The following is a 24,356-nucleotide window of genomic DNA, read 5'->3' as shown; positions in this document are numbered from 1 at the left end:
GGGGCGGGATGGGATCAGGCGCGGCCGAACCACGCGGCGAGGCGCGCGCGGGCGAGGCCGAGGAGCAGGCGGAGCGGGTTGAGGCCGACGGGCACCGGCGCTGCGACACCCGAGAGCCGGGCATCGAGGTTGCGGGTGAACTCCGCGGCGATGCGGCCGGCGAGGTCGCGCACGAGGCCGGGCCGGCCGAACTGCGCGAGCGGCCCGGTCAGGGTGTAGCCGACGTCGAGTTCGACCCGGGCGGTGCCGGGCGTCGGCCCAGCCTCGACCCGGTAGCGGATCCGGCCCTCGGTCGCCGAGCGGCCGCCCGCGTCGGTGCCGGCCCCGTGGACCGCGCCGGTCCGGGCGGCCTCGTCCCGCGCGAGGCGGGCGCGGCCGCGGAACGTCGCGGCGATCGGCCCGATCCGCACCTGCAGGCCGCCCTCGACCGTGTCGGGGGCGGGCCGCGCCGTGAGCACCGCGCCCGGCAGGCAGGCGGCGACCGCCGCGATGTCGCCCAGCAGGGCGAAGACGGCCTCCGGCGGGTGGAGGAGGTCGAGCACCTGCGTGAAGCCGTGGGCCGGGGTGAACGCGTCGGACAGGTCCGCGACGGCCGCGGGCGCCGCCGGGGCGATCCGATCCGCCGGCGGTTCCAGGGGCGCGAAAGCCGCGTCGCCGATCCGGGCGCCGACCGGGCCGAGCGGCCGCGCCGCACCGGTCTCCGGGGGGATGCCGCGCCCGCGCCTTTCCGCGATCACCGCCATCACGGCCCGGACGATGCCGGCATAGCCGGTGCAGCGGCACAGGTTGCCCGACAGGCCGACGCGGATCCGCCGCTCGTCGGCCTCGGGCAGCCGCAAGACCAAATCGCGGGCGGCCACCAGCATCCCGGGCGTGCAGTAGCCGCACTGGAGCGCGTGCTCGCGGTTGAAGGCGGCCCGCAGTTCGCCCGCGATCGCGTCCGCGTCGAGGCCCTCGATCGTCGTGACCGCGGCGCCCGCGCAGGCCCCCGCGTAGGTGAGGCAGGCGCGGGCCGGCTCGCCGTCGAGCAGGACCGTGCAGGCGCCGCAGACGCCGTGCTCGCAGCCCAGATGCGTGCCGGTGAGGTCGAGCCCGTCGCGCAGCACGTCGCCGAGGTGGCTGCGCGGCTCGGCCGCGACCCGCACGGCCCGGCCGTTCACCGTCAGCGCCAGGGCCATGCGCGACGTCCCGGGTTCGGCCAGCGCGGCGCTCATGCGGCCTCCGGAAGGGTGTTGGCGCGGGGATCGGGCGCGGCCGCCGCGGCCACCGCGCGGCTCAGGACGGTGACGTGGATGTGCCGCTCGACCGCATCGGCCATGCCAGCCTCCCGCAGGGCTTGGTCGGCGGCCCGGGGGTCGAAGCGCGCGGCGAAGTCGGCGCCGATGCGGCCGCCGAAGAGCGGGCGGGCATCGGCCAGGAGCACGGGCGGCCCCTCGACCGCGCCGATCACGGCCCGGCCCCGGCCCGCGCCGGGCTCGAGGCGCACGGCCCCGATGGCGTGGGCGAACTCGCCGATCTTCGCGCAGTGCTTGACGTAGCCCCAGGCCGCGCCCGCCGGCAGCGCCGGGACGCGCACCGCGACCAGGATCTCGTCCGCGCCGAGCGCCACTTCGAGGGCGCCGTTCACGAAATGCTCCACCGGCAGGGTGCGGCGGCCGCTCCGCCCGGCGATCTCGACCTCGGCGCCGAGGGCGGTCAGGGCGCTCACCCAGTCGGCGGCCGGGTCGGCGTGGACGAGGCTGCCGCCGATCGTGCCGCGGTTGCGGACCGGCCGGTAGGCGATCGCGGCGGCGACCCGCCGCAGCGCGCCGCCGGTGAGGTCCGGGACGCGCCCGTCCTCGATGTCGGCATGGGTCACGCAGGCCCCGAGGACGAGCGTGTCGCCCTCGACCCGCGCGTCCCGGAGTTCGGGCACGCCGGTGATGTCGAGGATGAGGGCGGGCTCGACGAGGCGCAGGTTCAGCATCGGCCCGAGGGACTGGCCCCCCGCGATCAGCTTCACGCCCGCGGGGGCCTCGGCGAGGCGCGCCAGCAGCGCGGGCAGGCTGTCGGGGCGCTCCCAGGCGAAGGCGGCGGGCTTCATGCGGCCTCCCGCGCGGTCTCGGCGGGCGCGCGGGTGGCGAGCACCGCCTCCACGATCCGTCGGGGGGTGAGGGGCGAATGCAGCAGCTCGACGCCGAGCGGCGCGAGGGCGTCGTTCACGGCGTTGGCGAGCGCCGCCGGCGGCGCGATGGCGCCGCCCTCGCCGATGCCCTTCTGGCCGAAGCGCGTGTAGGGCGAGGGCGTCTCCATGTGTTCGATGCGCGCCATCGGCACGTCGGGGGCGCCCGGCAGGAGGTAGTCGGCCAACGTCGAGGCCAGCGGCTGGCCGCGGGCGTCGAAGCGCATCTCCTCGAACAGGGCCGTGCCGATCCCCTGCGCGAGGCCGCCGTAGATCTGGCCGTCGACCACGAGGGGGTTCACCAGCGTGCCGCCGTCCTCGACGATGACGTAGTCGAGGATCTCCACCGCCCCGAGATCGGGATCGACCGCCACCACGGCCGCGTGCGCCGCGTACGAGAAGGTGCCGGAATCGCGCACCGGCTTGTAGCCGGCAGTGACTTCGAGCCCGCCGGGATCGGTGTCGGGCGCGAGGTCCTGCGGGCGGCGGTACCAGGTGCGGGCGATCGCCTCGAGCGGGACATCGCCCGTGGGGCCGACGACGTGGCCACCTTCGAACCGGCATTCCTCGGGCCGCGCCTGGAGCAGGTGGGCGCCGATCCGCACGGCCCGGGCCCGCAGTTCCTCGCAGGCCGCCGCCACCGCGCCGCCCGCCATCACCATCACGCGGGAGCCCCAGGAGCCGGTGGAGTAGGGGGTCATGGCGGTGTCGCCGTGGACGAGGCGGGTGCGCGCCACCGGGACGCCCAGGATCTCGTGGGCGACCTGGGCCAGCGTCGTCTCCAGGCCCTGGCCGTGGGAATGGGCGCCGATTCGCAATTCCAGGCCGCCGTCCGGGGTGAGGCGGGCGCTCGCCTGCTCGTGGCCGGGGACCATCGGGATGCCCCAGCCGGAATAGACCGAGGTGCCGTGCGCGGCCTGCTCGCAGTAGATCGCGAGGCCGAGGCCGATCCGGCGCCCGTCCGCCTCGCCCTCACGCTGGCGGGCGCGGACCGCCGCCACGTCGACGGCCTTCAGCGCCCGGGCGAGCGCCTCCGGGTAGTCGCCGCTGTCGAAGTGCTTCTTCGTGATGTTCTCGAACGGCATCTGCCCGGGCCGCACGAGGTTCTTCTCGCGCACGGTCTCGGGCGCGACCCCCGCCGCGCGGGCGACGGCGTCGAGCACCAGTTCCAAGGCGAAGCAGACGCCGGTGCGCGCGACGCCCCGGTAGGGCAGGATCGGGCACTTGTTGGTCGCCACCGACCACGTGCGGCAGCGATAGGCCGGGAAGTCGTAGGGGCCGGGGAGGATGCTGGCGACCTGCGCGGCCTCCAGGCAGGCCGAGAACGGGTAGGCCGAGTAGGCGCCGGAATCGACGGTGGCCTCGCAGTCGATGCCGCGCAGCGTCCCGTCCCGCTCCGCGTAGGCCGTGATGCGGTAATGGTGCTCGCGGCAATTGGCGTTGGCGGTCAGGTGCTCGCGCCGGTCCTCCAGCCAGCGGACCGGGTGGCCGCAGCGGAGCGCGAGCCACGCCAGCGCCACGTCCTCGGCAAGCAGGATCGCCTTGTAGCCGAACCCGCCGCCGACATCCGGCGACACGATGCGGATGCGCCCCTGCTCGATCCCGAGGCACTCCGAGAGGCCGTTGCGCACGATGTGCGGCATCTGGCTCGCGGTGTGGACCACGAGCTGGTCGAGGCGGTGATCGAGCTGCACCACGGTGCCGCGGCCCTCGATCGGCGCCATGCACTGGCGCCCCGTCGAGATGGTACGGCTGACCTTGACCGGCGCGTCGAGGGCGCCCTCGATGCCGACGTCGACCAGGGTCTCCAGGAAGACGTTGTCGCCCCAGTGCTCGTGGACGAGGGCGGAGCCCGGCTCGCGCGCGGCCAGCATGTCGTGGACGGCCGGCAGCTCCTCCAGGTCGAGGACGACGGCGGCGGCGATGTCCTCGGCCTCCGCGCGGGTCGGGGCGACGCACATCGCCACCAATTCGCCGACCTGCCGGACCTTGCCGGTGGCGAGCACCGGCTGCTCGGACACCTTGAAGCCGGGCAGCCCCGAGACCGCCCGGATCGGCAGCACGCCGTCGAGGTCGGCGGCGGTGAAGACGCGGTCGCGGTAGGCCTCCGGCACGTGGATGGCGCGGATCCGGGCATGGGCGAGCGGGCTGCGCACGAAGGCGACGTCCTGCATCCCCGGCAGCCGGAGGTCGCCGACATACTGGCCGCGCCCGCGCATCAGGCGCTCGTCCTCCTTGCGGGGCAGCGGAGCCCCGACGCCCTCGCGGCTCATCGGGCGCCTCCGAGAACATCCTGGGCGGCGCGGACCAGCAGGCCGTCGGGCCGGCGGAATTCATTGAGGATCGAGAAGTGGTCGGCGCCCGGAACCGGCAGCAGGGCGCCCGGCGCGTGGGCGGCGCCGCGCAGAGCGTGGAGGTTGCGCGCGTCGCGGACGAGGGCGGGCAGCTCCCGGCTGCCGTAGGCGATCGTCATGCGCTTGGGCACGACGGGCAGGCGCAGGGGCGACAGCGTCCCGATCTCGTCCTCGGTCAGCCCGAGCTTCTCGTTCAGGTAGGTCTCGCGGATCGGCGCGAGGTCGTAGACGCCGGAGATCGCCAAACCCGCGGACACGGCGGGATGCCCGAGATGGAGCGCGGCGAGCTGCGCCCCCGCGGACCAGCCGGCGAGGACGATCGGGCCTCCGATCCCGCGCGCCGTCCCGTGCGCGGCGAGCCAGTCGAGGGCGGCCCCGATCTCGGCGACGATCCCGGTGAGGCTCGCCTCGGGTGCCAGGGTGTAGCCCGGCATCGCCACCGACCAGCCGGCGGCGTTCAGCCCTTCCGCGAAGCAGGCGAAATCGGCCCGGGCGTTGCGCTGCCAGTAGCCGCCGTGGACGAAGACGAGGCAGGGCGCCCCCGTCTCCGACGCCGGGTAGAGGTCGAAGCCGGTGCGTGCGCCGGCGGCGTAGGGGATGTCGAGCCCGGCCGGGTGCGCCGCGCGGTAGGCCGCGGAGGCCGCGTTGCGGGCCGCGACCTGCGCGGCGCTGTCGGGCACGCCCGCGTTGTTGTCGTAGGAGGCGCCCCGGGCCGCGAAGTCCAGGCTGTCCCAGCGGCGGCGCGGGTCCGGCGGGGTCGGGTCGTCGAGGACGAAGGCGGTCACCGGCGCCACCTCAGGCCGCGATCGCCTGGGGCAGGATCGGCGAGTCGGCCTCGAAGCGCTTCCCCGCGCGCAGGCAGAAGGCCGGGCGCAGCAGACGGTCGGCGATCACCCGCGTGTCCTCGTTGTCGCGCAGCAGGAAGCGGCCGCGATCGTCGTGCAGCACCGAGACGTCGGCCGCGTAGCCGACCTTGAGGGCGCCGATCCGGTCGCCCATGCGCAGCATCTCGGCCGGGTGCGACGTCACCATCGGCACCACCTCCTCCAGCGGGATGCCGAGCGCCATCATCGAGCTCATCGCCTGGGTCAGGCTGAACCGGGCCTGGCCGAGGAAGGGATGGTTCTCGTCGTCGTGGTGCTCGTCCGGGGTGCCGGCGGGCTTCGTCACCTCGGGCACCTCGGTGTTGTAGCCGTGCATGTCGGCGCCGAGCGTGTAGGGGATCACGCCGGCCGGCAGGGACGCGCGGGCCACGCGGTAGGAGAAGTGGCTGCCGTGGCCGACATCGACCTTCAGCCCGGCCTCCATGGCCCGGCGGATGATGTGGTGGACCTCGCCCTGCTCGTTGATGAAGCCGCCCGGGTGGCGGGTGAAGGGATGGGCCAGCACGTCGCCGGGCCGCAGCAGCGGGATCACCCGCTCGACGATGGTGTCGGCATCCTCGCCGTTGGCGCCCGATTCCGGCAGGCCCCAGAGCTGGCCGAAATGCACGTAGAGCGGCAGGTCGGCGCGCCGGCTGATCTCGGCCGCCATCTCCATCACCTTGATGCCCCAGCGGGCGAAGCCGCCGATCTCGGCATGGCCTTTGATGCCGCGCACGAGGTCGCGGTTCTCGGTGGCCGACTTCACGGTCGCGTCGATGTCGACGCCGTCCGGGCTGTAGAGGTTCGGGTAGAAATGCCCTTCCAGGCCGCCGACGAGGTAGGCCGACAGGAAGGCGAGGACCTGCGTCTCCGAGCGCTCGGCGATGAAGTGGCGGAAGCCCGGCAGGGTCATGCAGGACGGCCCGCCCTGGTCCACCACCGTGGTCACGCCCGAGCGCACGCCGACCATGTCGGGGTTCAGGCCGAACCGGCCGGTGACGTACTGGTAGACGTGGGCGTGGGTGTCGATCATGCCGGGCAGGACGAGCTTGCCCGAGACGTCGACCACCTCGGCGGCGGCCGAGGGCAAAATCGTCTCCGCCACGGCGGCGATGCGCCCGTCCCGCACCGCCACGTCGCGGATGCCGTCGATGCCTGAGGCAGGGCAGATGACCCGCCCGCCCCGCAGAACCAGATCATAGCGGCGATTGTCCATGTCGACCTCGTGGTCCCGGCCGGCGCACGCCGGCCTCGCCCTTGCCAAAAGCGAAGCATGCTTCGTATTCCGGCGTTGCACACCGCGTGCCAAGGCTGGAACCGTTCTGTGGAGGCGGACGATGGATGAGGTCCCGGACGCCGGGTTCGCTGCGGGGTCGGCAGAGGCGGGGGTCGCCGCGGGGGCGGCGAGCGCGGCAACGGACGCGAAGGCGCGGCACTGGCCACTAGCCGAGCGCCCGGGCTTCCTCGCCCGCCGCATGCACCAGATCCACGTCAGCCTCTTCGCCGAACGCTGTGCCGCGTTTCGCGTCACCCCGCTCCAGTACAGCCTGCTCTCGCTGCTGCGCGATCTGGGGGAGGCCGATCAGACGACGCTCGCGAGCTCGGTCGCCCTTGACCGGACGACGACGACCGGCGCCCTGAAGCGCCTCGCGGCCCGCGGTCTGGTGAGCCGCACGACCTCGCCCCTCGACCGCCGCGCGCAGGTCTGCCGGCTGACGGACGAAGGCGCCGCGCTCCACGGCGCGATGGAGCCGGCGGCGCGGGCCGCGCACGCCCTCACCGTCGAGGCCCTCACGCCGGCGGAGCAGGACACCCTGACCCGGCTCCTGCGCCGCGTCATCGCGGGGCACGAGCATCGGCGCGGCCAGCCCGACATCCTGTAGGGCGTCGCCGACGCGGCCCGCAGCAGGCCCCACTGCTCAAAGAAAATACAGATCGTTCTGCCTTGGAGTGCCGCGAAAAGCTCTTTCTTCCAACATCTTCGCGAAAATTGGACGCGCATTCCATTTACAGAACGCGGAGACGTTGCGCATAAATACGGCATGGAATGCCCACAGCGCGCGCTGAGCTGATCACGCGTCGCATCTGAGCTTCCCACCGCGCGACGAATGCCGGCACCCGACCATCGTTCCGCCTGCCGATGCGCGCCGCGCGCAGGCGGGCCGGCGCGGGGTTGGCACATGTCCTGCGTGTGGTGGGCAGCTCACAGCATGCTGTGGGAGCCTCAATGCCCGAACAGCGAGGTGCGATGACGACCCGCGATGACAGGTCCCGGCCCGCTCGCCCGACCACGACGGTGCTCGCCGTCCCCGACGCCACGCGCAAGGGCAACCAGGCCTACGACCTGATGCGCCGCGAGATCGTCGCCTGCCGCCTCCTGCCCGGCACGCGCTTCACCGAGGCCGAGGTGATGGAGCGGTTCGAGATCGGCAAGGCGAGCTGCCGGATCGCGCTCCAGCGCCTGGCCCAGGAAGGCTTCGTCAGCTCGATGCCGCGGCACGGCTACCGGGTCAGCCCGGTGACCGTGAAGGATGTCGACGAGGTCTTCGCCCTCCGGATGGAGCTTGAGCCCCTCGCGGCGCGGGGCGCCGCCGGCCGCGTGAACCGGGCGCATCTGGAGCGCCTGGAGCAGGCCTGCCGCCGCAAGATCACGGTGGAGATGGGCAACCAGATCGACTTTTTCCTGGAGGCCAACCGGGGCTTCCACCTCGCGATCGCCGCGGCTTCGGGGAACGGGCGCCTGTACCGGACGCTGTCGGGCCTCCTCGACGAGATGACCCGCCTCGTCGCCCTCGGCTTCGGCGTGCAGGGGGTGCGGCCGAACATCGAGAACGACCACACCGCGATGATCGAGCACCTCGTGGCGGGCGACGCCGACAGCGCCGCCCTGGTGGCCCGCCGCCACGTCGAGACGTTCCGCGACATGACCCTGGAGAAGGTCATCGCCAGCCTGCGCGACACCGCGGTGGTGGCGCCGGTGCGGCCGGCCCGGGTCGACGGGGGCGAGCCGTGAACGCCGTCGAGCTCGACCACGTCAGCAAGTGGTTCGACCGGCGCGAGGGCGGGCCGCTCCACGTCCTCGACACCGTCGACATCGCGATCCCGCAGCACGCGATCGTCGCGATCCTGGGCGCGTCGGGCTGCGGAAAGAGCACCCTCCTCAACATGATCGCCGGGCTGGTCGAGCCCGATCAGGGCGCCGTCCTCCTGAACGGCATCCCGTCGCACGCCTTCCGCGACTGGCGGGCCATGACCTACATGTTCCAGGAGGACCGGCTGCTGCCCTGGCGCACGGCCGCCCAGAACGTCGCCTTCGGCCTCGAGGCCGGACGCATGGGCCGGGCGGAGCGGGCGCGGCGGGTCGACGAGACCCTGCGGCTCGTCGGGCTGGAGGCCTTCCGCGACGCCTACCCGCACGAATTGTCGGGGGGCATGCGCAGCCGGGTGGCGCTCGCGCGCAGCCTCGTGACCGAGCCCAAGATCCTGCTCCTCGACGAGCCGTTCTCGAAGCTCGATCCCGAGATCCGCGCGCAGATGCACGCGGAGCTGCTGCGCATCGCCGGTCTGCGGGCGATGACCCTGGTCTTCGTCACGCACGACGTCGAGGAGGCGGTGGTGCTGGCGAGCCGGGTGGTCGTCCTGCACCCGCGGCCGGGCCGGATCGGCACCGTCCGGGCCATCGATCTGCCGTACCCCCGCGACCCGCTCTCGACGGAGGTCGCCGAGGAGGTCCGGCGCCTGCGCATCAGCCTCTCCGCCGCGAGCGCGCGATGCTCGTGAAGACCCCGCCGCGCCTGATCCGGCGGACGCGGACGTCCGGCGCCGGACGCCGGGCGGGCGTGCTGCTCCAGCGGCTCGCCCTGCTCGCCCTGGCGCTGGCCGCGTGGCAGCTCGGATCGCTGCACGCGCCGAGCTTCGTCCTGCCGAGCCCCGCGCGGGTCTGGCACACGTGGCTCGGCCTCGTCGCCACGCCGAGCTTCGCCGCCGATCTCGGCATCACGCTGGGCCGGATCGGCGCCGGCCTCGCCTTCGCGGCCCTCGTGGGGCTGCCGCTCGGCCTGCTGCTCGGCGCGAGCCCGCGCCTCGGGCGCTTCTTCGAGCCGGTGCTGACGGTGACCAACACCGTCTCCTCCGCGATCTGGGCGATCTTCGCGCTGATCTGGTTCGGCCTCTCGAACTGGACCACGATCTTCGTGGTGTTCATGACCGCGATGCCGCTGATCCTGACCAACGTCTGGCAGGGCACGCGCACGGTCAGCGCCGAGCATCTCGAGCTCGCCCGCACCTTCCGGATGCCGCGCCGCAAGGTGCTGACCAAGATCTACCTGCCGACGATCCTGCCCGCCTTCTTCGCGGGCGCGCGCCTCGCCATCGGCTTCGGGGCGCGGGTCGTCCTCGTGGCGGAATCGCTCGGGGCGAGCAGCGGCATCGGCTACCGCCTGCGGCAGGCGGCCGACCTCGTCCAGACCGACCAGGTCTTCGCCTGGACCCTCACCCTCGTCGCCCTGATGATCGGGCTCGAGACGCTCGTCCTGAAGCCGGCCGAGCAGCGCCTGTTCGCCTGGAAGAAGGTGGCGCAGCCGTGACGGCCGGCACCGCCCGGCGACACGCCCGTCGCACGACCCCTCATCGCCCGTCCCGGAGAACGCCTTGAAACGGATCCGCGTCCTCGCCGCCGCCGCGCTCTGCGCACTCGGCCTGCCCGGCCTCGCGCGCGCCGAGACGGTGCGCATCGGATACTGGAGCTCGGGCATCAGCCTCGGCTTCGGCGCCGTGCTGGAAGCCGGCAAGTTCATGGAGAAGGAGGGCCTGACGGCCGAGTACGTCAAGTTCCCGGACGTGAACGCGCCGACCAAGGCGATGGCCGCCGGGGCGATTGATTTCGCGATCGCGGCGAGCGCCGGGACGGCGCTGAGCGTCACCGCCGACGGGCTGCCGATGAGCATCGTCCTGGCGACCCAGGTGGCCGATCTCGACTTCGTCGTCCCGGAGGACTCGCCGATCAAGACTATGGACGACCTCAAAGGCAGGAAGATCGGCACCTCGCCGGCCGGCAGCGGCACCGCCGCCATCGCGGCGGCGATCCTGGAGACCAATCACGGCCTCAAGCCCGCCGACTACCAGGCCGTCCCCGGCAACGATTCCCGGCTGGCGCAATTCCTCGTCCAGAAGGACATCGACGCCGCGGCCCTGCGCACCGTGACCCTCGCGCTCCTGCCGGACGTGAAGCTGCGCCGACTCGGCACCTTCCGGGAGGAGTGGAGGCGCCTCACCCAGCAGGACGCGCCGCCGGTCCTCGGCGTCGGCCTGATGCGCAACGCCTGGATGACGCAGAATCCGGACGCGCCCGCCAAGGTCGTGGCCGCGATGCGCAAGGCCTACGCCTTCGGCCAGGCCGACAAGCCCGGCGTGGCCAAGATCCTGAAGGCGGCCGCGAACCTGAGCGACGCCGACGCCGCGGCCTACGCGGGCCTCTGGGACGGCATCTACACGGTCAGCCTGGAGCCCGCCGACATCGCCTCGCTGAAGCGGGAATTCGACGTGTTCAAGGCGGTCGGCGCCGTCCAGGGCAGCCTGCCGGACACGGCCCTGGTCCCCGGCCCCTACGAGCGGTCGAAGTCGATCCCATAGCCTTTCCGACCTGCAGAAGAGGGTTTCCACGATGGCTCAGACGATGAAGGCGCTCGTGCTGGAGGCGCACGGCGACATCGACACGCTGAAGGTGGTCGACGACTATCCGAGGCCGTCCCCCGGCCCGGGCGAGGTCCTGATCCGCGTCGGCGCGTCCTCGTTCAACTACCACGACGTGTTCACCGTGAAGGGCATGCCCGGCATCAAGGTGCCGATGCCGGTGGTGATCGGCCTCGACATGGCCGGGCAGATCGTCGAGCTCGGCGAAGGCGTCGCGGAGTGGCGCGTCGGCGACCGGGTGCTGGTCAACCCGCTCAACAAGGCCAAGGGCCTGATGGGCGAGATGCTCGACGGCGGCATGGCCGAGTATTGCCGGGTCTCGACGGGCCAGCTCATCGCGATGCCGCCGGACGTGAGCTACGCGGACGCGGCGTCCCTGCCGGTGGCCTACGGCACGGCCCACCGCATGCTGATCACCCACAACACCGTGAAGGCCGGCGACAAGGTCCTGATCCTGGGCGCCAGCGGCGGCGTCGGCACCGGCTGCGTGATGCTGGCCAAGCAGCTCGGCGCCGAGGTGATCGCCTGCGCGGGCAGCGCGGAGAAGATGGCGGCGCTGACGGCCCTCGGGGCCGACCACGTCGTCAACTACCGCGAGACCGACTTCTCCAAGTGGGCGATCCAGCAGTACGGCAAGCCGCAGCGCCGGACCTACGAGGGCGGGGTCGACGTGGTGATCAACTTCACCGGCGGCGACACCTGGGTGCCCTCGCTCAAGTGCCTGAAGCGCGGCGGCACGCTGCTGGTCTGCGGCGCCACCGCGGGGCACGATCCCAAGGAGGATCTCCGCTACATCTGGAGCTTCGAGCTCAAGGTGATCGGCTCGAACAGCTTCTACGACGACAACCTGTCGGCCCTGATGGACATGATCCAGGCCGGCACGCTGAAGCCGACCATCGACAAGCTCCTGCCCCTCGAGGAGGCCGCCGAGGGCCTGCGGATGATCCGCGACCGCGAGGTCATGGGCAAGATCGTCGTCACCCCCTGACACCGCCCGAGGAGATCCCCCAAGCCATGTCCGACACCCCCCTCACCAAGGAGCAGGTCGAGGCGCTGCTGCTGCGCGGCCCGTTCCACCAGTGGCTCGGCCTCTCCGTCGTCGCCGTCGGCGATGGGACGATCGAGCTGAAGGCGACGTGGCGGCCGGAATGGGTCGTCAACGCCGAGCGCGGCTACGTGCACGGCGGCATCCTGGCGACGCTCGTGGATCTCACCGCCGACTGGGCGCTGGTCTCCAAGACCGGCCGCGGCGTCCCCACCGTTGACCTGCGGGTCGATTATCACCGGGCCGCGATGCAGGGCGATCTCACCTGCCGCGGCACGGTGGTGAAGTTCGGCAACCAGCTCTCGGTGGCCGAGGCGCAGATCCTCGACCCGGAGGGGCGCCTGCTCGCGAGCGGCCGCGGCGTCTACATGACGGCGCCGCCGAAATGACCGGACCGGCCCCCGGCGCCCCGGCGGATGGGGCCCTCGACCACGTGGTGATCAACGTGCTGCGGCGGATGGACGAGGCGGCGGAGCTGTTCGCCGCCCTCGGCTTCCGCCTGACACCGCGCGGCCACCACTCGCTGGGCTCCATCAACCACCTGATGATGACGGCCGGACCCTACCTCGAACTCGTCGGCCTGCCCGAGACGGGTCCGCAGCGGCAGGACGTTCTGGACAGCCCGTTCGGCCTGAACGGGCTCGTCGTGGCGAGCCGGGACGCCGACGCGACGCATGCCCGCCTCGCCGCGGCGGGGCTCGCGGCCGGGCCGACCGTCGCCTTCACGCGCCCCGTGACCGTCGACGGCCGCGAGGACACGGCCCGGTTCCGCACGGTGCGGGTGCCGGTCGACCGGTTCCCGGCGGGGCGCCTCTACCATTGTGAGCACCTGACCCCGGATCTCGTCTGGCGCCCCGAATGGCTCGACCATCCGAACGGCTTCACGGGGATCGACGCGCTGAAGATCGAGAGCCCGGCACCGGATGCCGACGCCCGTCTCTACGCCGCCGCGAGCGGTGCGCCGGCCGAGGCCGTGGGTGACGGCTGGACCCTCCGGCTCGGGGAGACGCGGGTCGCGATCGCGCCGGGGCCGGCCGGCCGCTTCGCCACCCTGACCCTGCGCTTCCGCAGCCTCGACGCCCTCGAAGCCCGCGCGGGCGCGCTCCCGGAGGCGGGCTGGGTTCGGCACGGGCCGGGCGCGGCCACGCTGACGCTGCCGACCTTCGACCTCAACCTCCCGTGCAGGGCGGCCCCATGACGCGCGCGGCCACGGCTCCGACCAATCTCGGCGATCTCGTCGACCGGTCCGGGCCGCCGGACAGGCCGCTGATCATCGGCGTCGCCCCCGATGGCGAGCCCGCCGTGATGACCCGCGCCGGCCTCGACGCCCGGGCCGACGCCTTCGCGCGCGGCCTGCTGCGCGGCGGGATCGCCCGCGGCGCGCGGGTCGCGATCCTCGCGGCCAACCGGCCCGACACGATCGCGGCGCTGCTCGGGGCGATGCGCGCCGGCGTGGTCCCGGTCCCGGTCAATCACAAGTTCCCGCCGGCCACGATCGCCGCCGTGCTCGCCGATTGCGGGGCGCGGCTCGTGCTCTGCGACGGCCCGCGCCGGGCGCTGCTGGCCCATCTCGGCCCCGATATCCGGATCGCCGGGTTCGACGATGACGGGCCGGAGGGCTTCGCGGCCTGGCTCGACCCCGGTCCGTTCGTGCCGGTCGTGCCCGAGCCCGACGAGGCGGCCCTGTTCCTCTACACGTCCGGCTCGACGGGCCGGCCGAAGGGCGTGCGGCTGAGCCATGCCAGCCACCTCTGGGTGGCGCGGACCCGCGCCGCGGAGACGGACCTGCGCGACGACCGGCTGCTCGTGGCGGCGCCGCTCTACCACATGAACGCGCTCGCCCTGGCGCTCCTCGTCTGCGCGGCCGGCGCCACGATGGTGCTGCTGCCGCAATTCGAGGCGCGGGCCTACATCGCGGCGATCGACCGGTACCGCTGCACGTGGCTCACCGCCGTGCCGCCGATGATCGCCATGATGCTGCGGGAGCCGGATCTCCTCGCGGAAGCCGACCTCACCGGCGTGCGGACGGTCCGGATGGGCTCGGCGCCGGTCAACGACACCCTCGCCCGGCAGATCCGCGCCCTCCTGCCGAACGCCCGCATCCTCAACGCCTACGGGACCACCGAGGGCGGCCCGGTCGTGTTCGGCGACCATCCGGACGGCCTGCCGACGCCGGTCGCGTCGGTCGGCGTGCCGCATCCCCAGGTGGCGGTGCGCCTCGTCGGACCGGACGCCCCGGAGACCGGGATCCTGCAGATGCGCAGCCCCGCGATCATGCTCGGCTACCACAACCGGCCGGACGTGCCCGTCCCGATCACCGCGGACGGGTTCTACGACACCGGCGACGTCTTCCGCCGCGACGCGGACGGGTTCTTCTACTTCCTCGGGCGGACCGACGACATGTTCGTCTCCGGCGGCGAGAACATCTTTCCGGGCGAGGTCGAGCTGGTGCTGGAGCGCCACCCCGCGGTGCTCCAAGCCTGCGTGGTGCCGGTGGACGACGCCATCAAGGGCACCAAGCCGGTCGCCTTCGTGGTCCGCCGGCCCGGCGCCACCGTCGACGAGGCCGCTCTCAAGGATTACGCGCTCGAACACGCGCCGGCCTACCAGCACCCGCGTCGGGTCTGGTTCGTCGAGGCGCTGCCGCTCGCCTCGACCGGCAAGATCGACCGCGCGGCCCTGCGCCGGCGGGCCGAAGAGGCCGTCCGCGTCCCGTGACCGTGCCGGGCGGAATGGCGCTTGCAGGTTGTGTTCCTGCGGAATGCGCGCCCGCAGAAGGCATCCTCGCTAGGGATCCCGCCCGGCGCCCCCGTCCCCGCCCGCCTGCCCCGGAACGCCAGGAGTGACCCCATGCTGCGACGAACCTTCCTCGGCGGTGCCGCCGTCGCGGCCGCCGCGCCCTTCCTTCCGGCCCGCCCGGCCCTGGCCTAGGGCGGCCGGGCGAGCGTCCTGCGCTTCGTGCCGCAATCCGACCTCACCATCGTCGATCCGGTGACGACCACGGCCTACGTCACGCGCAACCACGCGCTCATGGTGTTCGACCAGCTCTACGGCCTCGACGCGCAGTTCACGCCGCAGCCGCAGATGGTCGAGGGCCACACGGTCGAGGAGGACGGGCGGCGCTGGACCTTCCGGCTGCGCGAGGGCCTGAGATTCCACGACGGCGAGCCGGTGCGGGGCCGCGACTGCGTCGCGTCGATCCGGCGGTGGGCGCAACGCGACAGCCTCGGGCAGGCCCTGATGGCGCGCACGGACGCCCTGGAGGCGCCGGACGACCGCACCTTCGTCATCCGGTTGAAGCGGCCCTACGGGCTGATGCTCGAGACGCTGGCGAAGCTCGGTCCGCCGGTCCTCGTCATCATGCCCGAGCGCCTAGCCGCCACCGACCCGGCCCAGCAGATCCCCGAGCTGATCGGCTCCGGGCCGTTCCGGTTCAACACCAAGGAGCGGCTCGTCGGCGCCCGCGTGGTCTACGACCGCAACCCGGACTACCGGCCCCGGGAGAACGGCCCGGTCTCCTGGGTGGCGGGGCCGAAGCGTGTCCATTTCGAGCGGGTCGAGTGGCAGGTCATGCCGGATCCCGGCACCGCGGCCGCCGCCCTTCAGAACGGCGAGGTCGACTGGTGGGAGAACCCGATCAGCGATCTCGTGCCGACGCTTCAGGCGCACCCGCAGATCGCGACGCAGCTCGCCTCGCCGCTCGGCAATCTCGGCACCGGCGTGATGAATCATCTCCACCCGCCCTTCGACAAGCCGGCGGTCCGGCGCGTGGTCCTCGAGGCCCTGTCCCAGGCAGACTTCATGGCGGCGGCCGCCGGCGACGATCCCAAGCTGTGGCGCAAGGATGTCGGCCTGTTCACGCCGGGGACCGCGATGGCCACCGATGCCGGGCTCGACGTGCTCACCCGGCCGCGCGATCTCGCCAAGGCCAAGCGCGACCTCGTGGCGGCCGGCTACAAGGGCGAGCGCGTCGTGCTCATGTCGACGAGCGAGAACCCCGTGCTCGGCGCCCTCGGCGAGATCATGCACGACCTGCTCCAGCGCCTCGGGATGAATGTGCAGTACGTCGTCTCCGACTGGGGCACGCTGGTCACCCGCCGCGCCAGCAAGGCGCCCCCCGACCAGGGCGGCTGGAACATCTTCACCACGACCTGGACCGGCCTCGACATGGCCAACCCGGTCGTGGAGCAGGTCCTGCGCTGCGGCGGCGAGAAGGGTTTCTTCGGCTGGCCGGACCTGCCGGAGCTGGAGAGCCTGCGGGAGGCCTGGATCGAGGCGCCGGACCAGGCGGCCCGCAAGGCGATCGCGGCCCGGATGCAAACTCTCGCGATGCGCGATGTGCCGTACCTGCCGACCGGCCAGTACTTCTACCGGACGGCCTTCCGGCGCGACCTTCGGGACGTGGTCGACGGCCAGTTCGTCTTCTGGAACGCCCGCCGCGCCTGACGGACGTCGCGTCCTGGCCGCCCGTCGCCGCTCCGGCGACGGGCGGCTTCGCGGATACGCGCCTCAGTGCGCGAAGACGCCGGCCAGATCCCGGAAACCCTTGATCTCGATCGGATTGCCGCTCGGGTCGAAGAAGAACATCGTGCGCTGCTCGCCGGGCTCGCCGGCGAAGCGGACGACGGGCGGGATGTCGAAGGCGATGCCGGCCGCCTCGACACGGCCGGCGAGCGCCTCCCAGGCGTCGAGCGGCAGCACCACGCCCAGATGCGGCATCATCACCGTGTGGTCGCCGACCTTCCCGCTCCGGGTGGTGGCGAAGGGCTCGCCCAGGTGCAGCGACAGCTGATGGCCGAAGAAGTCGAAATCGACCCAGGTCTCGGTGCTGCGGCCCTCCTGGCAGCCGAGGACGCCCCCGTAGAAGCGGCGCGCCGCGTCGAGGTCGGTGACGTGGTAGGCGAGGTGGAACGGCGTGAGCATCGACGGTCTCTTGCTGGATGGAGGAGGTGCGGCGCCGTCAGGGCGCCGGATCGGGGGCACGCGCCGAGACGACGCCGCCGACGAGGTTGCAGGACAGCAGGAACGCGCTGTCGAGATCGCCGCCGCCGGCCGGCACCAGCGCCGTCAGCCGCGCGGCCAGAGCGCTTCGCGCGGCGCGGGCGATGACCTGGGCCTCCGCGACGGCGACGGCCGCGAACCGGATCGTCTCCCCCGGCCGCACCTGCGCGAGGCGGCCGAGATCCGCCGAGATCACGGTGGCGATCTTCGGGTAGCCGCCGGTGGTGTGGCGGTCGGCCAGCAGGATCAGCGGGCGCCCGTGTCCGGGCACCTGGATCGAGCCGTTCACGATCCCGTCCGAGACGATGTTGAAACCGTCCGCGTGGGCGATCGGCGGCCCGTCGAGGTGGCAGCCCATCCGGTCCGCCCGCGCCGTGAGGGTGTAGGGCTCGGAGAGGAACGTCCGCAGGCCGTCCTCGGTGAAGCCGTCGGCCTGCGGCCCGAGCACCACCCGGATCGGGCCACCGAAGGTCGGCCGGTGGGCCGGCGGCAGGGTCAGCGGACGGTCGCGGGGCGCGGGCGCCGCGAGGGGCAGCAGGTCGCCCGCGGCCAGGGGATGACCGTCGAGGCCGCCGAGGCGGGTGCGGGTGTGCGTCGCCACGCTGCCGAGCATCGGCGCGACGGCGAAGCCCCCGGCGACCGCGAGGCAGGCGCGCAGGCCCTGCCGCGGTCCGCCCAGGACGAGCCGGTCGCCCCGCCGCAGGTCGTGGGCCGTGAACGGGTCGAGGGCGCGGCCGTTCAGGCTCATCGCGAAGGGCGCGCCGGCGAGGGCGACGCGGCAGATATCCGTCTCGCAGGCGAGGGTCGGACCGACCATCGCCATCTCGATCACCGCGGCGTCGAGCGGGTTGCCGACGAGGCCGTTGGCCAGGGCCAGCAGGTCGGGATCCATCGCGCCGGACCCCGAGATGCCGTAGCGCAGGTAGCCCGGCCGCCCGGCATCCTGCAGGGTCGAGGCCAGGCCGGGGGCGATGACGCGCAGTCCCTCAGGCATCGATCCGCTCCAGGGTCGCGACGGTCTCGCCGGCGCGGGCGGCCTCGCTGAGGCCGTCGAACGCGGCGCGGTCGATCGGCTCGAACCGGATCAGGTCGCCGGCCGCGAACAGGAACGGCTCGGCCCGGCCCGGATCGTAGGAGCGCGCGGGCGTGCGGCCGATGAGCTGCCAGCCGCTCGGCAGCTCCAGGGGCGGCGAGACGCCGGTCTGGTTCCCGCCGATCGAGACGCTGCCCGCCGGGGTCCTGGGTCGGGGATCGGTGCGCCGGCTCGCGTAGAGCCGGGGATCGAGGCCGCCCAGATAGGCGAAGCCGGGGGCGAAGCCGATCATGTAGACGCGGTAGTCGCGGCCGGAATGAAGGGCGATCACCGCCTCCGGGCTGAGCCCGGCCCCGGCGGCGAGGTCGTCGAGGTCGGCGCCGTGCGCGCCGCCGTAATGGACCGGCACCCGCCAGCGGCGCAGCGAGCCCGCCGCCCCGTCCGGCGGCGGCCAGTGCGCGGCGATCAGCGCGGCGAGGTCGGCCCGGGGCAGCAGGTCCGGATCGTAGAGGACGAGGAGCGAGCGGTAGGTCGGCACGGTCTCCAAGAGGCCCGGGCGCCCGGCGCCACGGAGCGCCGCGTCGAGGGCGATGACCCGCGCGTTGATCGCGGGATCGACCGCGCGGCCGAGCTCCACCGTGAGCGCCCGGTCGCCGCTATCGAGGAGGCGGTAGCCGGGCTCAGACACCGAGCACCTCGGCCATCGGGCGCAGGGCGATCCCCTTGGCGGCGCAGTCGTCGCGCAGGCGGCGCGCCATGGCGACCGCGCCGGGCGTGTCGCCGTGGACGCAGACCGTGTCGATCCGCGTCGGGATGCGCCGCCCGGACAGGCAGGTGATCGCCCCGTCCTCCAGCATCCGCGCCACGCGCTCCGAGACGGAATCGGGATCGTGCAGCACGGCGCCGGGGAGCTTGCGCGAGACCAGGGTGCCGTCATCCGCGTAGGCGCGGTCGGCGTAGATCTCGCGCGCGATCGGCAGCCCGAGCTTCTCGCCGGCCCGCTCGGTCTCCAGGCCGGGCATCACCACGAAGATCAGGTCGCGGTCGAGGGTGCGGATCGCCCGGGCCACCGCCAGAGCGAGGTCGGCATCCTCGTTGGCCATGTTGCCCATGGCCCCGTGGGTCTTCACGTGGCGCACCGGGCAGCCGGCATCCTGCGCCAGCGCCAGCAGCGCGCCGACCTGGTAGAGCACCGCCTTCTCGATGTCGGCGGGGCGCTCGCCGTGGATCGGCCGCCGGCCGAAGCCCCAGAGGTCGAGGAAGCTCGGGTGGGCGCCCGCTTGCACGCCGTTCGCGGCGGCGCGGCTCAGGGTCTCGTGCATCACCAGCGGGTCGCCGGCGTGGAAGCCGCAGGCGATGTTGGCCGAGGTCGCCACGGTCAGCATCTCGGCGTCGTCGCCCAGACGGTAGACGCCGAAGCCCTCGCCCATGTCGCAGTTCAGATCGACGATCATCGGTGCATCCCTTCTCTCGCGCGGGGTCAGGCTTCGGCGACCAGGTGGGCCACCAGGGTGGCGGCGGCGCACAGATCCGCGATCCGCATCGCCTCGTCCGGGTTGTGGCTGCCGTTCTGGTTGCGGATGAAGATCATCGTGCTCGGCACGCCCTGGCCGGCCAGCGTCGCGGTGTCGTGCCCCGCCCCGCTCGCCATCGTGCGGAACGGCGTCCCGAGCCGGCGCGCGTGGCCGGACAGGGCCTCGACCAGCGCGGCGCTCATCCGCGCCGGCGTGCTGCCGGTCCGCTCGCCCAGCACGAAGCGTACCGAGCGGACGGCCTCGATGGCGGCGATATGCTCGGCGAGCGCCGCCTCGACCCGGTCGAGAACGGCCGGCTCGGTGCTGCGCACGTCGAGGCAGAAGCGGACTTCGCCGGGGATCTTGGCGAAGGCGTGCTGAACCGGGTCGGTGGCGACCTCGCCCAGCGTGATCGTGGCCGGGCAGCCCTCCGCCTCCAGCCTGCCCCAGAGCGCGTCCAGGCCGGTGATCAGGTCGGCGAGGGCGAAGACGGCGTCGCTGCGGTCGCCCCGCGCCACGGCGCCGGAATGGCCGTAGCGGCCGAAGCAGGCCGCCTTGCGGTAGCGGAAGCTGCCGCTGATCGCCGTGACGAAGCCCACGGGGAGCCCGGCCGCCTCCAGCGCCGGGCCCTGCTCGATGTGCATCTCGACGAAGCCGTGGATCCGCGCCGGATCGAGGAGCCGCTCGCCCCGCGCCACCGCCCCCGGCCGCAGGCCGAGTTCGGCCATGTGGTCGCGCAGGCTCCGGCCGGTATCGGCGCGGGGCAGGTCGAGCACCTCCGGCGGCAGCAGGCCGAGCGCGGCCCGGCTGCCGACGTAGGAGGCCGGGAACCACACGCTCTCCTCGGCCCGGAACACCGCCACCGTCACGGGACGCGCCGGCACGATCCCAGCCCGGCGCAGGGCCTCCACGGCCGCGAGGCCGCCGATCACGCCCGCCGCCCCGTCGAAATTGCCCCCGTGGGGCACCGTGTCGACGTGAGAGCCGACCATCCAGGGCGCCAGTGCCGGGTCGCGGCCCGCCATCGTCAGGAACAGGTTGCCGGCCGCGTCGGTCTCGGCGGCGAGCCCGAGTGCCAGCCCGGTGGCTCGCATCAGGGCGTGGGCGCGCTCCTCGCCGACGCCGTAGGCCGCCCGCGTCACGCCCGGCGCGTCCTCGCTGAAGCTCAGGAGCTCGGCGAACAGGCCCGCGCAGAGATCCGGATCGATCGCGAGCCGGGTCATGCCGGCTGCCGCGCGGGTCCGACCCGGTCCATCGGCTGAACAATGAGGCACGCGCCCGGCGCAGTCGCGAAGGAAATACCGGGATCCGGAAGTTCGATGACCATGTCGGAGGCAGCCATGCTCAAAAATACCGCTTGAATGCCGGCGGTATACCGGTTCTGCTAAGGCATCCCATCCGATTTGGCAATGTAAAACGTCGGCGGATGGAAAATTAAATCTCTATATTGAGAGATTTTATGAACGATAAAACAGCAACATAATGCGATCTGCGTGCGGATCTAAGCATCGATCCGCGAAGCGACTGCAAAACATCAGGTTTAAAGATGGCTCAGACCGAGACGGCCGCGCCCCCGCTCCTGAAGATCAGGAAGCTGCACAAGAGCTACGGCACCAACGAGGTCCTGAAGGGCATCTCCCTCGACATCCGAGAGGGCGAGGTCGTGTCGATCATCGGTGCGAGCGGCTCGGGCAAGAGCACGTTCCTGCGCTGCCTGAACCTCATGGAGACGCCGACCTCCGGCTTCATGGATTTCGAGCGCTTCGCCTTCGACTACGAGCAGGGCGCCCGCCGCCAGCCGACGCCGCAGCAGCTCTGCGAGTTGCGGGCGCGGATCGGCATGGTCTTCCAGAGCTACAATCTCTGGCCGCACATGACCGTGCTGGAGAACGTCATCGAGGCGCCGATCCGGGTACGTCGGATGCCGCGCCGGCAGGCCGTCGCGGAGGCGGAGGCGCTGCTCCAGCGCATCGGCCTCTACGAGAAGCGGCACGCCTACCCGTCGAAGCTCTCGGGCGGGCAGCAGCAGCGCGTGGCGATCGTGCGCGCCCTGGCGATGGCGCCCAAGGTGATGCTGTTCGACGAGGTGACCTCGGCCCTCGATCCGGAGCTGGTCGGCGAGGTGCTGGCGCTGATGGGCTCCCTCGCGGCGGACGGGATGACGATGCTGCTCGTCACCCACGAGATGGCCTTCGCCCGGGATGTCGGCACCCGCACCCTGTTCTTCGACGGCGGCGTGATCGCCGAGGACGGGCCGCCCGACGCCATCATCGGCGCGCCCCGGAGCGAGCGGCTGCGCCAGTTCCTCCGGCGCGTCCTGCACCAGCCCGCCGCGCCGGGACAGACGGCGTGAGCCGCCGGCCCATCACCGGGGAGAAGGGACAGCGATGAGCGTCGCGGCGTTGCAGGAGTGGTGGCTCACCCTCTCGGACGAGGTCGTCACCTACGGCCCCGGCTTCCTCTCGGCGACCCTAGTGGTGCTCGGCGTCACGGTGGCGAGCATCCTGGTGAGCTGGGCCTGCGGCCTGCTCGGGGCGCTGGGCAAGCGCTCGTCCTTCGCGCCCTTCCGGGCGCTGGCGAGCTTCTACGTCTGGTTCATCCGCGGCACGCCGACCCTCGTGCAGGTCTTCATCGTGTATTTCGGCATGCCGCAGGTCGGGGTGAAGCTCTCGCCCGTGACCGCCGGCATCATCGCGCTGGGTGTCAGCAGCGGCGCCTACGTGGCCGAGACGATCCGGGCCGGCCTCGCGGCGATCCCCCGGGGTCAGGTCGAGTCGGCGCTGGCGCTCGGCATGAACCCGCGGATCATGATGGTGCGCATCGTCCTGCCGCAGGTCTTCCGCATGATCCTGCCGTCGCTGACCAACGAGGCGATCTCGGCGGTGAAGAATACCTCGCTGCTGTCGACGATCACGGTGGTGGAGCTGACGCTCTACGCGCAGCTCATGATCGCCACGACCTTCCGGCCGTTCGATTTCTACATCGCGGCGGCGCTGATCTACCTCGGCCTCACGTCGATCCTGTCGCAGCTCTCGGCCTATTTCGAGCGGCGCTACGCCCGCCTGTCCTGAGCCCCCCCGCCGCGGGACGGGCCGCGGCCGATCCTTCCCGCCCCGTCCCGAGACCGGAGATCACCATGAACCGCCGCCACGTCCTCGCCCTCGCCGCCCTCTGCGCCAGCCTCGGCGCAGGGATCCTCGCCGCCCCCGCGACCCGCGCGGCCGAGGGCAAGCTGGAGCTGATCGAGCCCGGCAAGCTGATCGTGGCGACGGACAGCACCTTCGCGCCCTTCAGCATGCGCACGCCGAGCGGCGAGCTCGACGGGCTGGAGGTCCGGGTCATGCGCGAGGTCTGCCGCCGGCTCGGGCTCGAGTACAGCCCGGTCAACATCAAGTTCGACGCCCTGCTGGTGGGCCTGATGGCCGACCAGTACGACATCACCAGCGAGTCGATGGACATCACCCCCGCCCGGCAGAAGCAGGTCGCCTTCGCGGACGGGTGGCTCGAATCCGGCGCGCGGATCGTCACCCGCAAGGATACCGGCATCAAGGGGCCGGCGGATCTCAAGGGCCGCAACGTCGGCGCCCTCTCGGCCTCGACCTTCGGCAAGCTCGCCGAGGAGAACGGCGCCACCCTGAAGAGCTACAAGACGGCCGCGGACGCCATGCAGGACCTCGTCGGCGGCAACATCGACGCGGTGATCAACGACGCGGTGGCCGGCAACTACGCCATCAAGGCGCGCAAGCTGCCCCTGGTGATGATCGAGACCCCGCTGAGCACGGTCCAGAAGGGCTTCGCCATCAAGAAGGGCAAGCCGAACCTGCACGCCGCCGTCAACAAGGCGCTCGGCGAGATGGTCGCGGACGGTACCTACGCCAAGCTCGTTACCCCGCTGATCGGCTATGATCCGGCCCCGAAGGAGCCGATCCGCACGCCCGCCATGTGAGCGGGCACGGCGGACGCGCGAGAACAAGAATGGGGAGCGGCTGAGCCGGCCGCTCCGGGAGGACACCATGAAGACCCTCGACGCCGCGTCGTACACGACGGCGCTCAGTGCACGGCGCGAGCAGAGCCTCGGCCAGATGGCCTACGACCGCCTGCTCGACATGCTCGTCCGCCGCGACCTTCCGGCCGGCACCGTGCTGCACGAGCGCCGCCTCGCCGAGATGCTCGACATCTCCAGGACCCCGACCCGCGAGGCGATGTCGCGGCTGGAGACCGAGGGGTTGATCGAGCGGCAACCCGGCGGGATGCTCGTGGTCAAGGAATTCTCCCTGCGCGAGCTGATCGAGATCCTGCATGTCCGCCGCCTGCTGGAGCGGGAGAGCGTCGCGCTGGCCACCGGCCGCATCGCCGACGCGGTGCTGGCGGACCTGCAGCGTCAGATGGAGGCACTCTTGGCGGCGGGCGACCCGGACGCGCCGGGCAACTGGGAGGTCGACCGGCGCTTCCACGACCTGATCGCGGAGCACAGCCAGAACGCGACCCTCGCCAAGACGATCAAGGACCTGCGGCTCAAGACGCAGATGTTCAACCTAAGCCGGATGCCCGAGCGGTTCGAGGCGGTCCATCGCGAGCACCTCGCGGTGGTCGCCGCCCTGCGGGCCAAGGACGCGGCGGCGGCGGCGGACGCGATCGCGGCCCATCTCGAGAATTTCAAGCAGGGCATCATCCAGCGCCTGAGCGAAGTCTGA

General features: G+C 72.5%; 23 protein-coding genes and 1 pseudogene. 14 read left to right on the top strand and 10 right to left on the bottom strand.

The window, feature by feature from the left end; translation table 11 throughout:
* Positions 1 to 14: 14 nt before the first annotated feature.
* Genes LXM90_RS29550 through LXM90_RS29530 form a run of 5 tightly spaced genes read right to left on the bottom strand, consistent with a single transcriptional unit; the run spans position 15 to position 6,594 of the window.
* Positions 15 to 1,214 carry a xanthine dehydrogenase family Fe-S subunit gene (locus tag LXM90_RS29550; protein ID WP_020094469.1) on the bottom strand — a complete coding sequence of 400 codons (1,200 nt, stop codon included), beginning with the start codon at positions 1,212 to 1,214 and terminating at the stop codon, positions 15 to 17.
* A complete protein-coding gene (locus LXM90_RS29545) occupies positions 1,211 to 2,083 on the bottom strand; it encodes an FAD binding domain-containing protein (RefSeq protein WP_020094470.1) in 873 nt (290 codons plus the stop codon). Before LXM90_RS29545 ends, LXM90_RS29550 begins: the two co-directional genes overlap by 4 nt.
* Positions 2,080 to 4,434 carry a xanthine dehydrogenase family protein molybdopterin-binding subunit gene (locus LXM90_RS29540; RefSeq protein ID WP_020094471.1) on the bottom strand — a complete coding sequence of 785 codons (2,355 nt, stop codon included), beginning with the start codon at positions 4,432 to 4,434 and terminating at the stop codon, positions 2,080 to 2,082. The genes LXM90_RS29545 and LXM90_RS29540 overlap by 4 nt, the downstream gene beginning before the upstream one ends.
* Positions 4,431 to 5,300 carry an alpha/beta hydrolase gene (locus LXM90_RS29535; RefSeq protein ID WP_043712895.1) on the bottom strand — a complete coding sequence of 290 codons (870 nt, stop codon included), beginning with the start codon at positions 5,298 to 5,300 and terminating at the stop codon, positions 4,431 to 4,433. The genes LXM90_RS29540 and LXM90_RS29535 overlap by 4 nt, the downstream gene beginning before the upstream one ends.
* Positions 5,301 to 5,310: 10 nt before the next feature.
* A complete protein-coding gene (locus LXM90_RS29530; protein WP_020094473.1) occupies positions 5,311 to 6,594 on the bottom strand; it encodes an amidohydrolase/deacetylase family metallohydrolase in 1,284 nt (427 codons plus the stop codon).
* Positions 6,595 to 6,715: 121 nt separating this feature from the next.
* On the opposite strand from LXM90_RS29530, the gene LXM90_RS29525 reads away from it, so the two are divergent.
* The 10 genes and pseudogenes from LXM90_RS29525 (at position 6,716) to LXM90_RS29480 (ending at position 16,560) form a co-directional block, all read left to right on the top strand.
* A complete protein-coding gene (locus LXM90_RS29525) occupies positions 6,716 to 7,261 on the top strand; it encodes a MarR family winged helix-turn-helix transcriptional regulator (protein WP_026605140.1) in 546 nt (181 codons plus the stop codon).
* A gap of 365 nt (positions 7,262 to 7,626) precedes the next feature.
* Positions 7,627 to 8,391, top strand: coding sequence for a GntR family transcriptional regulator (locus LXM90_RS29520; protein ID WP_042670257.1), 765 nt, complete (start codon positions 7,627 to 7,629; stop codon positions 8,389 to 8,391).
* The gene (locus LXM90_RS29515; RefSeq protein ID WP_020094476.1) at positions 8,388 to 9,158 is read left to right on the top strand and encodes an ABC transporter ATP-binding protein; all 771 of its coding nucleotides are present in this window, start codon (positions 8,388 to 8,390) and stop codon (positions 9,156 to 9,158) included. Before LXM90_RS29520 ends, LXM90_RS29515 begins: the two co-directional genes overlap by 4 nt.
* Positions 9,149 to 9,964, top strand: a complete 816-nt coding sequence (locus tag LXM90_RS29510) for an ABC transporter permease (RefSeq protein WP_020094477.1) — start codon at positions 9,149 to 9,151, stop codon at positions 9,962 to 9,964. The genes LXM90_RS29515 and LXM90_RS29510 overlap by 10 nt, the downstream gene beginning before the upstream one ends.
* A gap of 64 nt (positions 9,965 to 10,028) precedes the next feature.
* Positions 10,029 to 11,009, top strand: coding sequence for an ABC transporter substrate-binding protein (locus tag LXM90_RS29505; protein ID WP_042670254.1), 981 nt, complete (start codon positions 10,029 to 10,031; stop codon positions 11,007 to 11,009).
* Between the two features lie 31 nt (positions 11,010 to 11,040).
* Positions 11,041 to 12,057 (top strand): zinc-binding dehydrogenase, encoded by a 1,017-nt coding sequence (locus tag LXM90_RS29500; protein WP_026605141.1) that lies wholly within the window; start codon positions 11,041 to 11,043, stop codon positions 12,055 to 12,057.
* 26 nt (positions 12,058 to 12,083) lie between these two features.
* Positions 12,084 to 12,503, top strand: coding sequence for a PaaI family thioesterase (locus LXM90_RS29495; RefSeq protein WP_020094480.1), 420 nt, complete (start codon positions 12,084 to 12,086; stop codon positions 12,501 to 12,503).
* The gene (locus tag LXM90_RS29490) at positions 12,500 to 13,312 is read left to right on the top strand and encodes a VOC family protein (RefSeq protein WP_020094481.1); all 813 of its coding nucleotides are present in this window, start codon (positions 12,500 to 12,502) and stop codon (positions 13,310 to 13,312) included. Before LXM90_RS29495 ends, LXM90_RS29490 begins: the two co-directional genes overlap by 4 nt.
* A complete protein-coding gene (locus tag LXM90_RS29485; protein ID WP_056527159.1) occupies positions 13,309 to 14,832 on the top strand; it encodes a class I adenylate-forming enzyme family protein in 1,524 nt (507 codons plus the stop codon). Before LXM90_RS29490 ends, LXM90_RS29485 begins: the two co-directional genes overlap by 4 nt.
* Positions 14,833 to 14,964: 132 nt before the next feature.
* Positions 14,965 to 16,560, top strand: a pseudogene (locus LXM90_RS29480) (ABC transporter substrate-binding protein).
* A gap of 63 nt (positions 16,561 to 16,623) precedes the next feature.
* On the opposite strand, the gene LXM90_RS29475 reads toward LXM90_RS29480, so the two are convergent.
* Genes LXM90_RS29475 through LXM90_RS29455 form a run of 5 tightly spaced genes read right to left on the bottom strand, consistent with a single transcriptional unit; the run spans position 16,624 to position 20,885 of the window.
* On the bottom strand, positions 16,624 to 17,037 hold the full coding sequence (locus LXM90_RS29475; RefSeq protein WP_012329553.1) for a VOC family protein: 414 nt from the start codon (positions 17,035 to 17,037) through the stop codon (positions 16,624 to 16,626).
* Positions 17,038 to 17,074: 37 nt separating this feature from the next.
* Entirely contained in the window at positions 17,075 to 18,109 is a 1,035-nt protein-coding gene (locus LXM90_RS29470; RefSeq protein WP_234083315.1) for a biotin-dependent carboxyltransferase family protein, read from the bottom strand.
* The gene (pxpB, locus tag LXM90_RS29465; RefSeq protein ID WP_056527022.1) at positions 18,102 to 18,836 is read right to left on the bottom strand and encodes a 5-oxoprolinase subunit PxpB; all 735 of its coding nucleotides are present in this window, start codon (positions 18,834 to 18,836) and stop codon (positions 18,102 to 18,104) included. Before pxpB ends, LXM90_RS29470 begins: the two co-directional genes overlap by 8 nt.
* Entirely contained in the window at positions 18,829 to 19,602 is a 774-nt protein-coding gene (locus LXM90_RS29460; RefSeq protein ID WP_056527019.1) for a LamB/YcsF family protein, read from the bottom strand. The genes pxpB and LXM90_RS29460 overlap by 8 nt, the downstream gene beginning before the upstream one ends.
* A gap of 26 nt (positions 19,603 to 19,628) precedes the next feature.
* Entirely contained in the window at positions 19,629 to 20,885 is a 1,257-nt protein-coding gene (locus LXM90_RS29455) for a Zn-dependent hydrolase (protein ID WP_103985112.1), read from the bottom strand.
* 323 nt (positions 20,886 to 21,208) lie between these two features.
* Here LXM90_RS29455 and LXM90_RS29450 point away from each other — a divergent pair, with 323 nt between their 5' ends.
* From LXM90_RS29450 to LXM90_RS29435, 4 genes are all read left to right on the top strand, one after another.
* Positions 21,209 to 22,015 carry an amino acid ABC transporter ATP-binding protein gene (locus tag LXM90_RS29450; protein WP_056527014.1) on the top strand — a complete coding sequence of 269 codons (807 nt, stop codon included), beginning with the start codon at positions 21,209 to 21,211 and terminating at the stop codon, positions 22,013 to 22,015.
* 34 nt (positions 22,016 to 22,049) lie between these two features.
* Positions 22,050 to 22,733 carry an amino acid ABC transporter permease gene (locus LXM90_RS29445; RefSeq protein WP_020094490.1) on the top strand — a complete coding sequence of 228 codons (684 nt, stop codon included), beginning with the start codon at positions 22,050 to 22,052 and terminating at the stop codon, positions 22,731 to 22,733.
* Between the two features lie 65 nt (positions 22,734 to 22,798).
* Entirely contained in the window at positions 22,799 to 23,608 is an 810-nt protein-coding gene (locus LXM90_RS29440) for a transporter substrate-binding domain-containing protein (protein WP_020094491.1), read from the top strand.
* 67 nt (positions 23,609 to 23,675) lie between these two features.
* Positions 23,676 to 24,356 carry a GntR family transcriptional regulator gene (locus tag LXM90_RS29435; RefSeq protein ID WP_020094492.1) on the top strand — a complete coding sequence of 227 codons (681 nt, stop codon included), beginning with the start codon at positions 23,676 to 23,678 and terminating at the stop codon, positions 24,354 to 24,356.

It is taken from the genome of Methylobacterium oryzae (assembly GCF_021398735.1).
In the GTDB taxonomy this organism is placed as follows: domain Bacteria; phylum Pseudomonadota; class Alphaproteobacteria; order Rhizobiales; family Beijerinckiaceae; genus Methylobacterium.
This window is presented reverse-complemented; position numbering and strand designations above follow the sequence as displayed.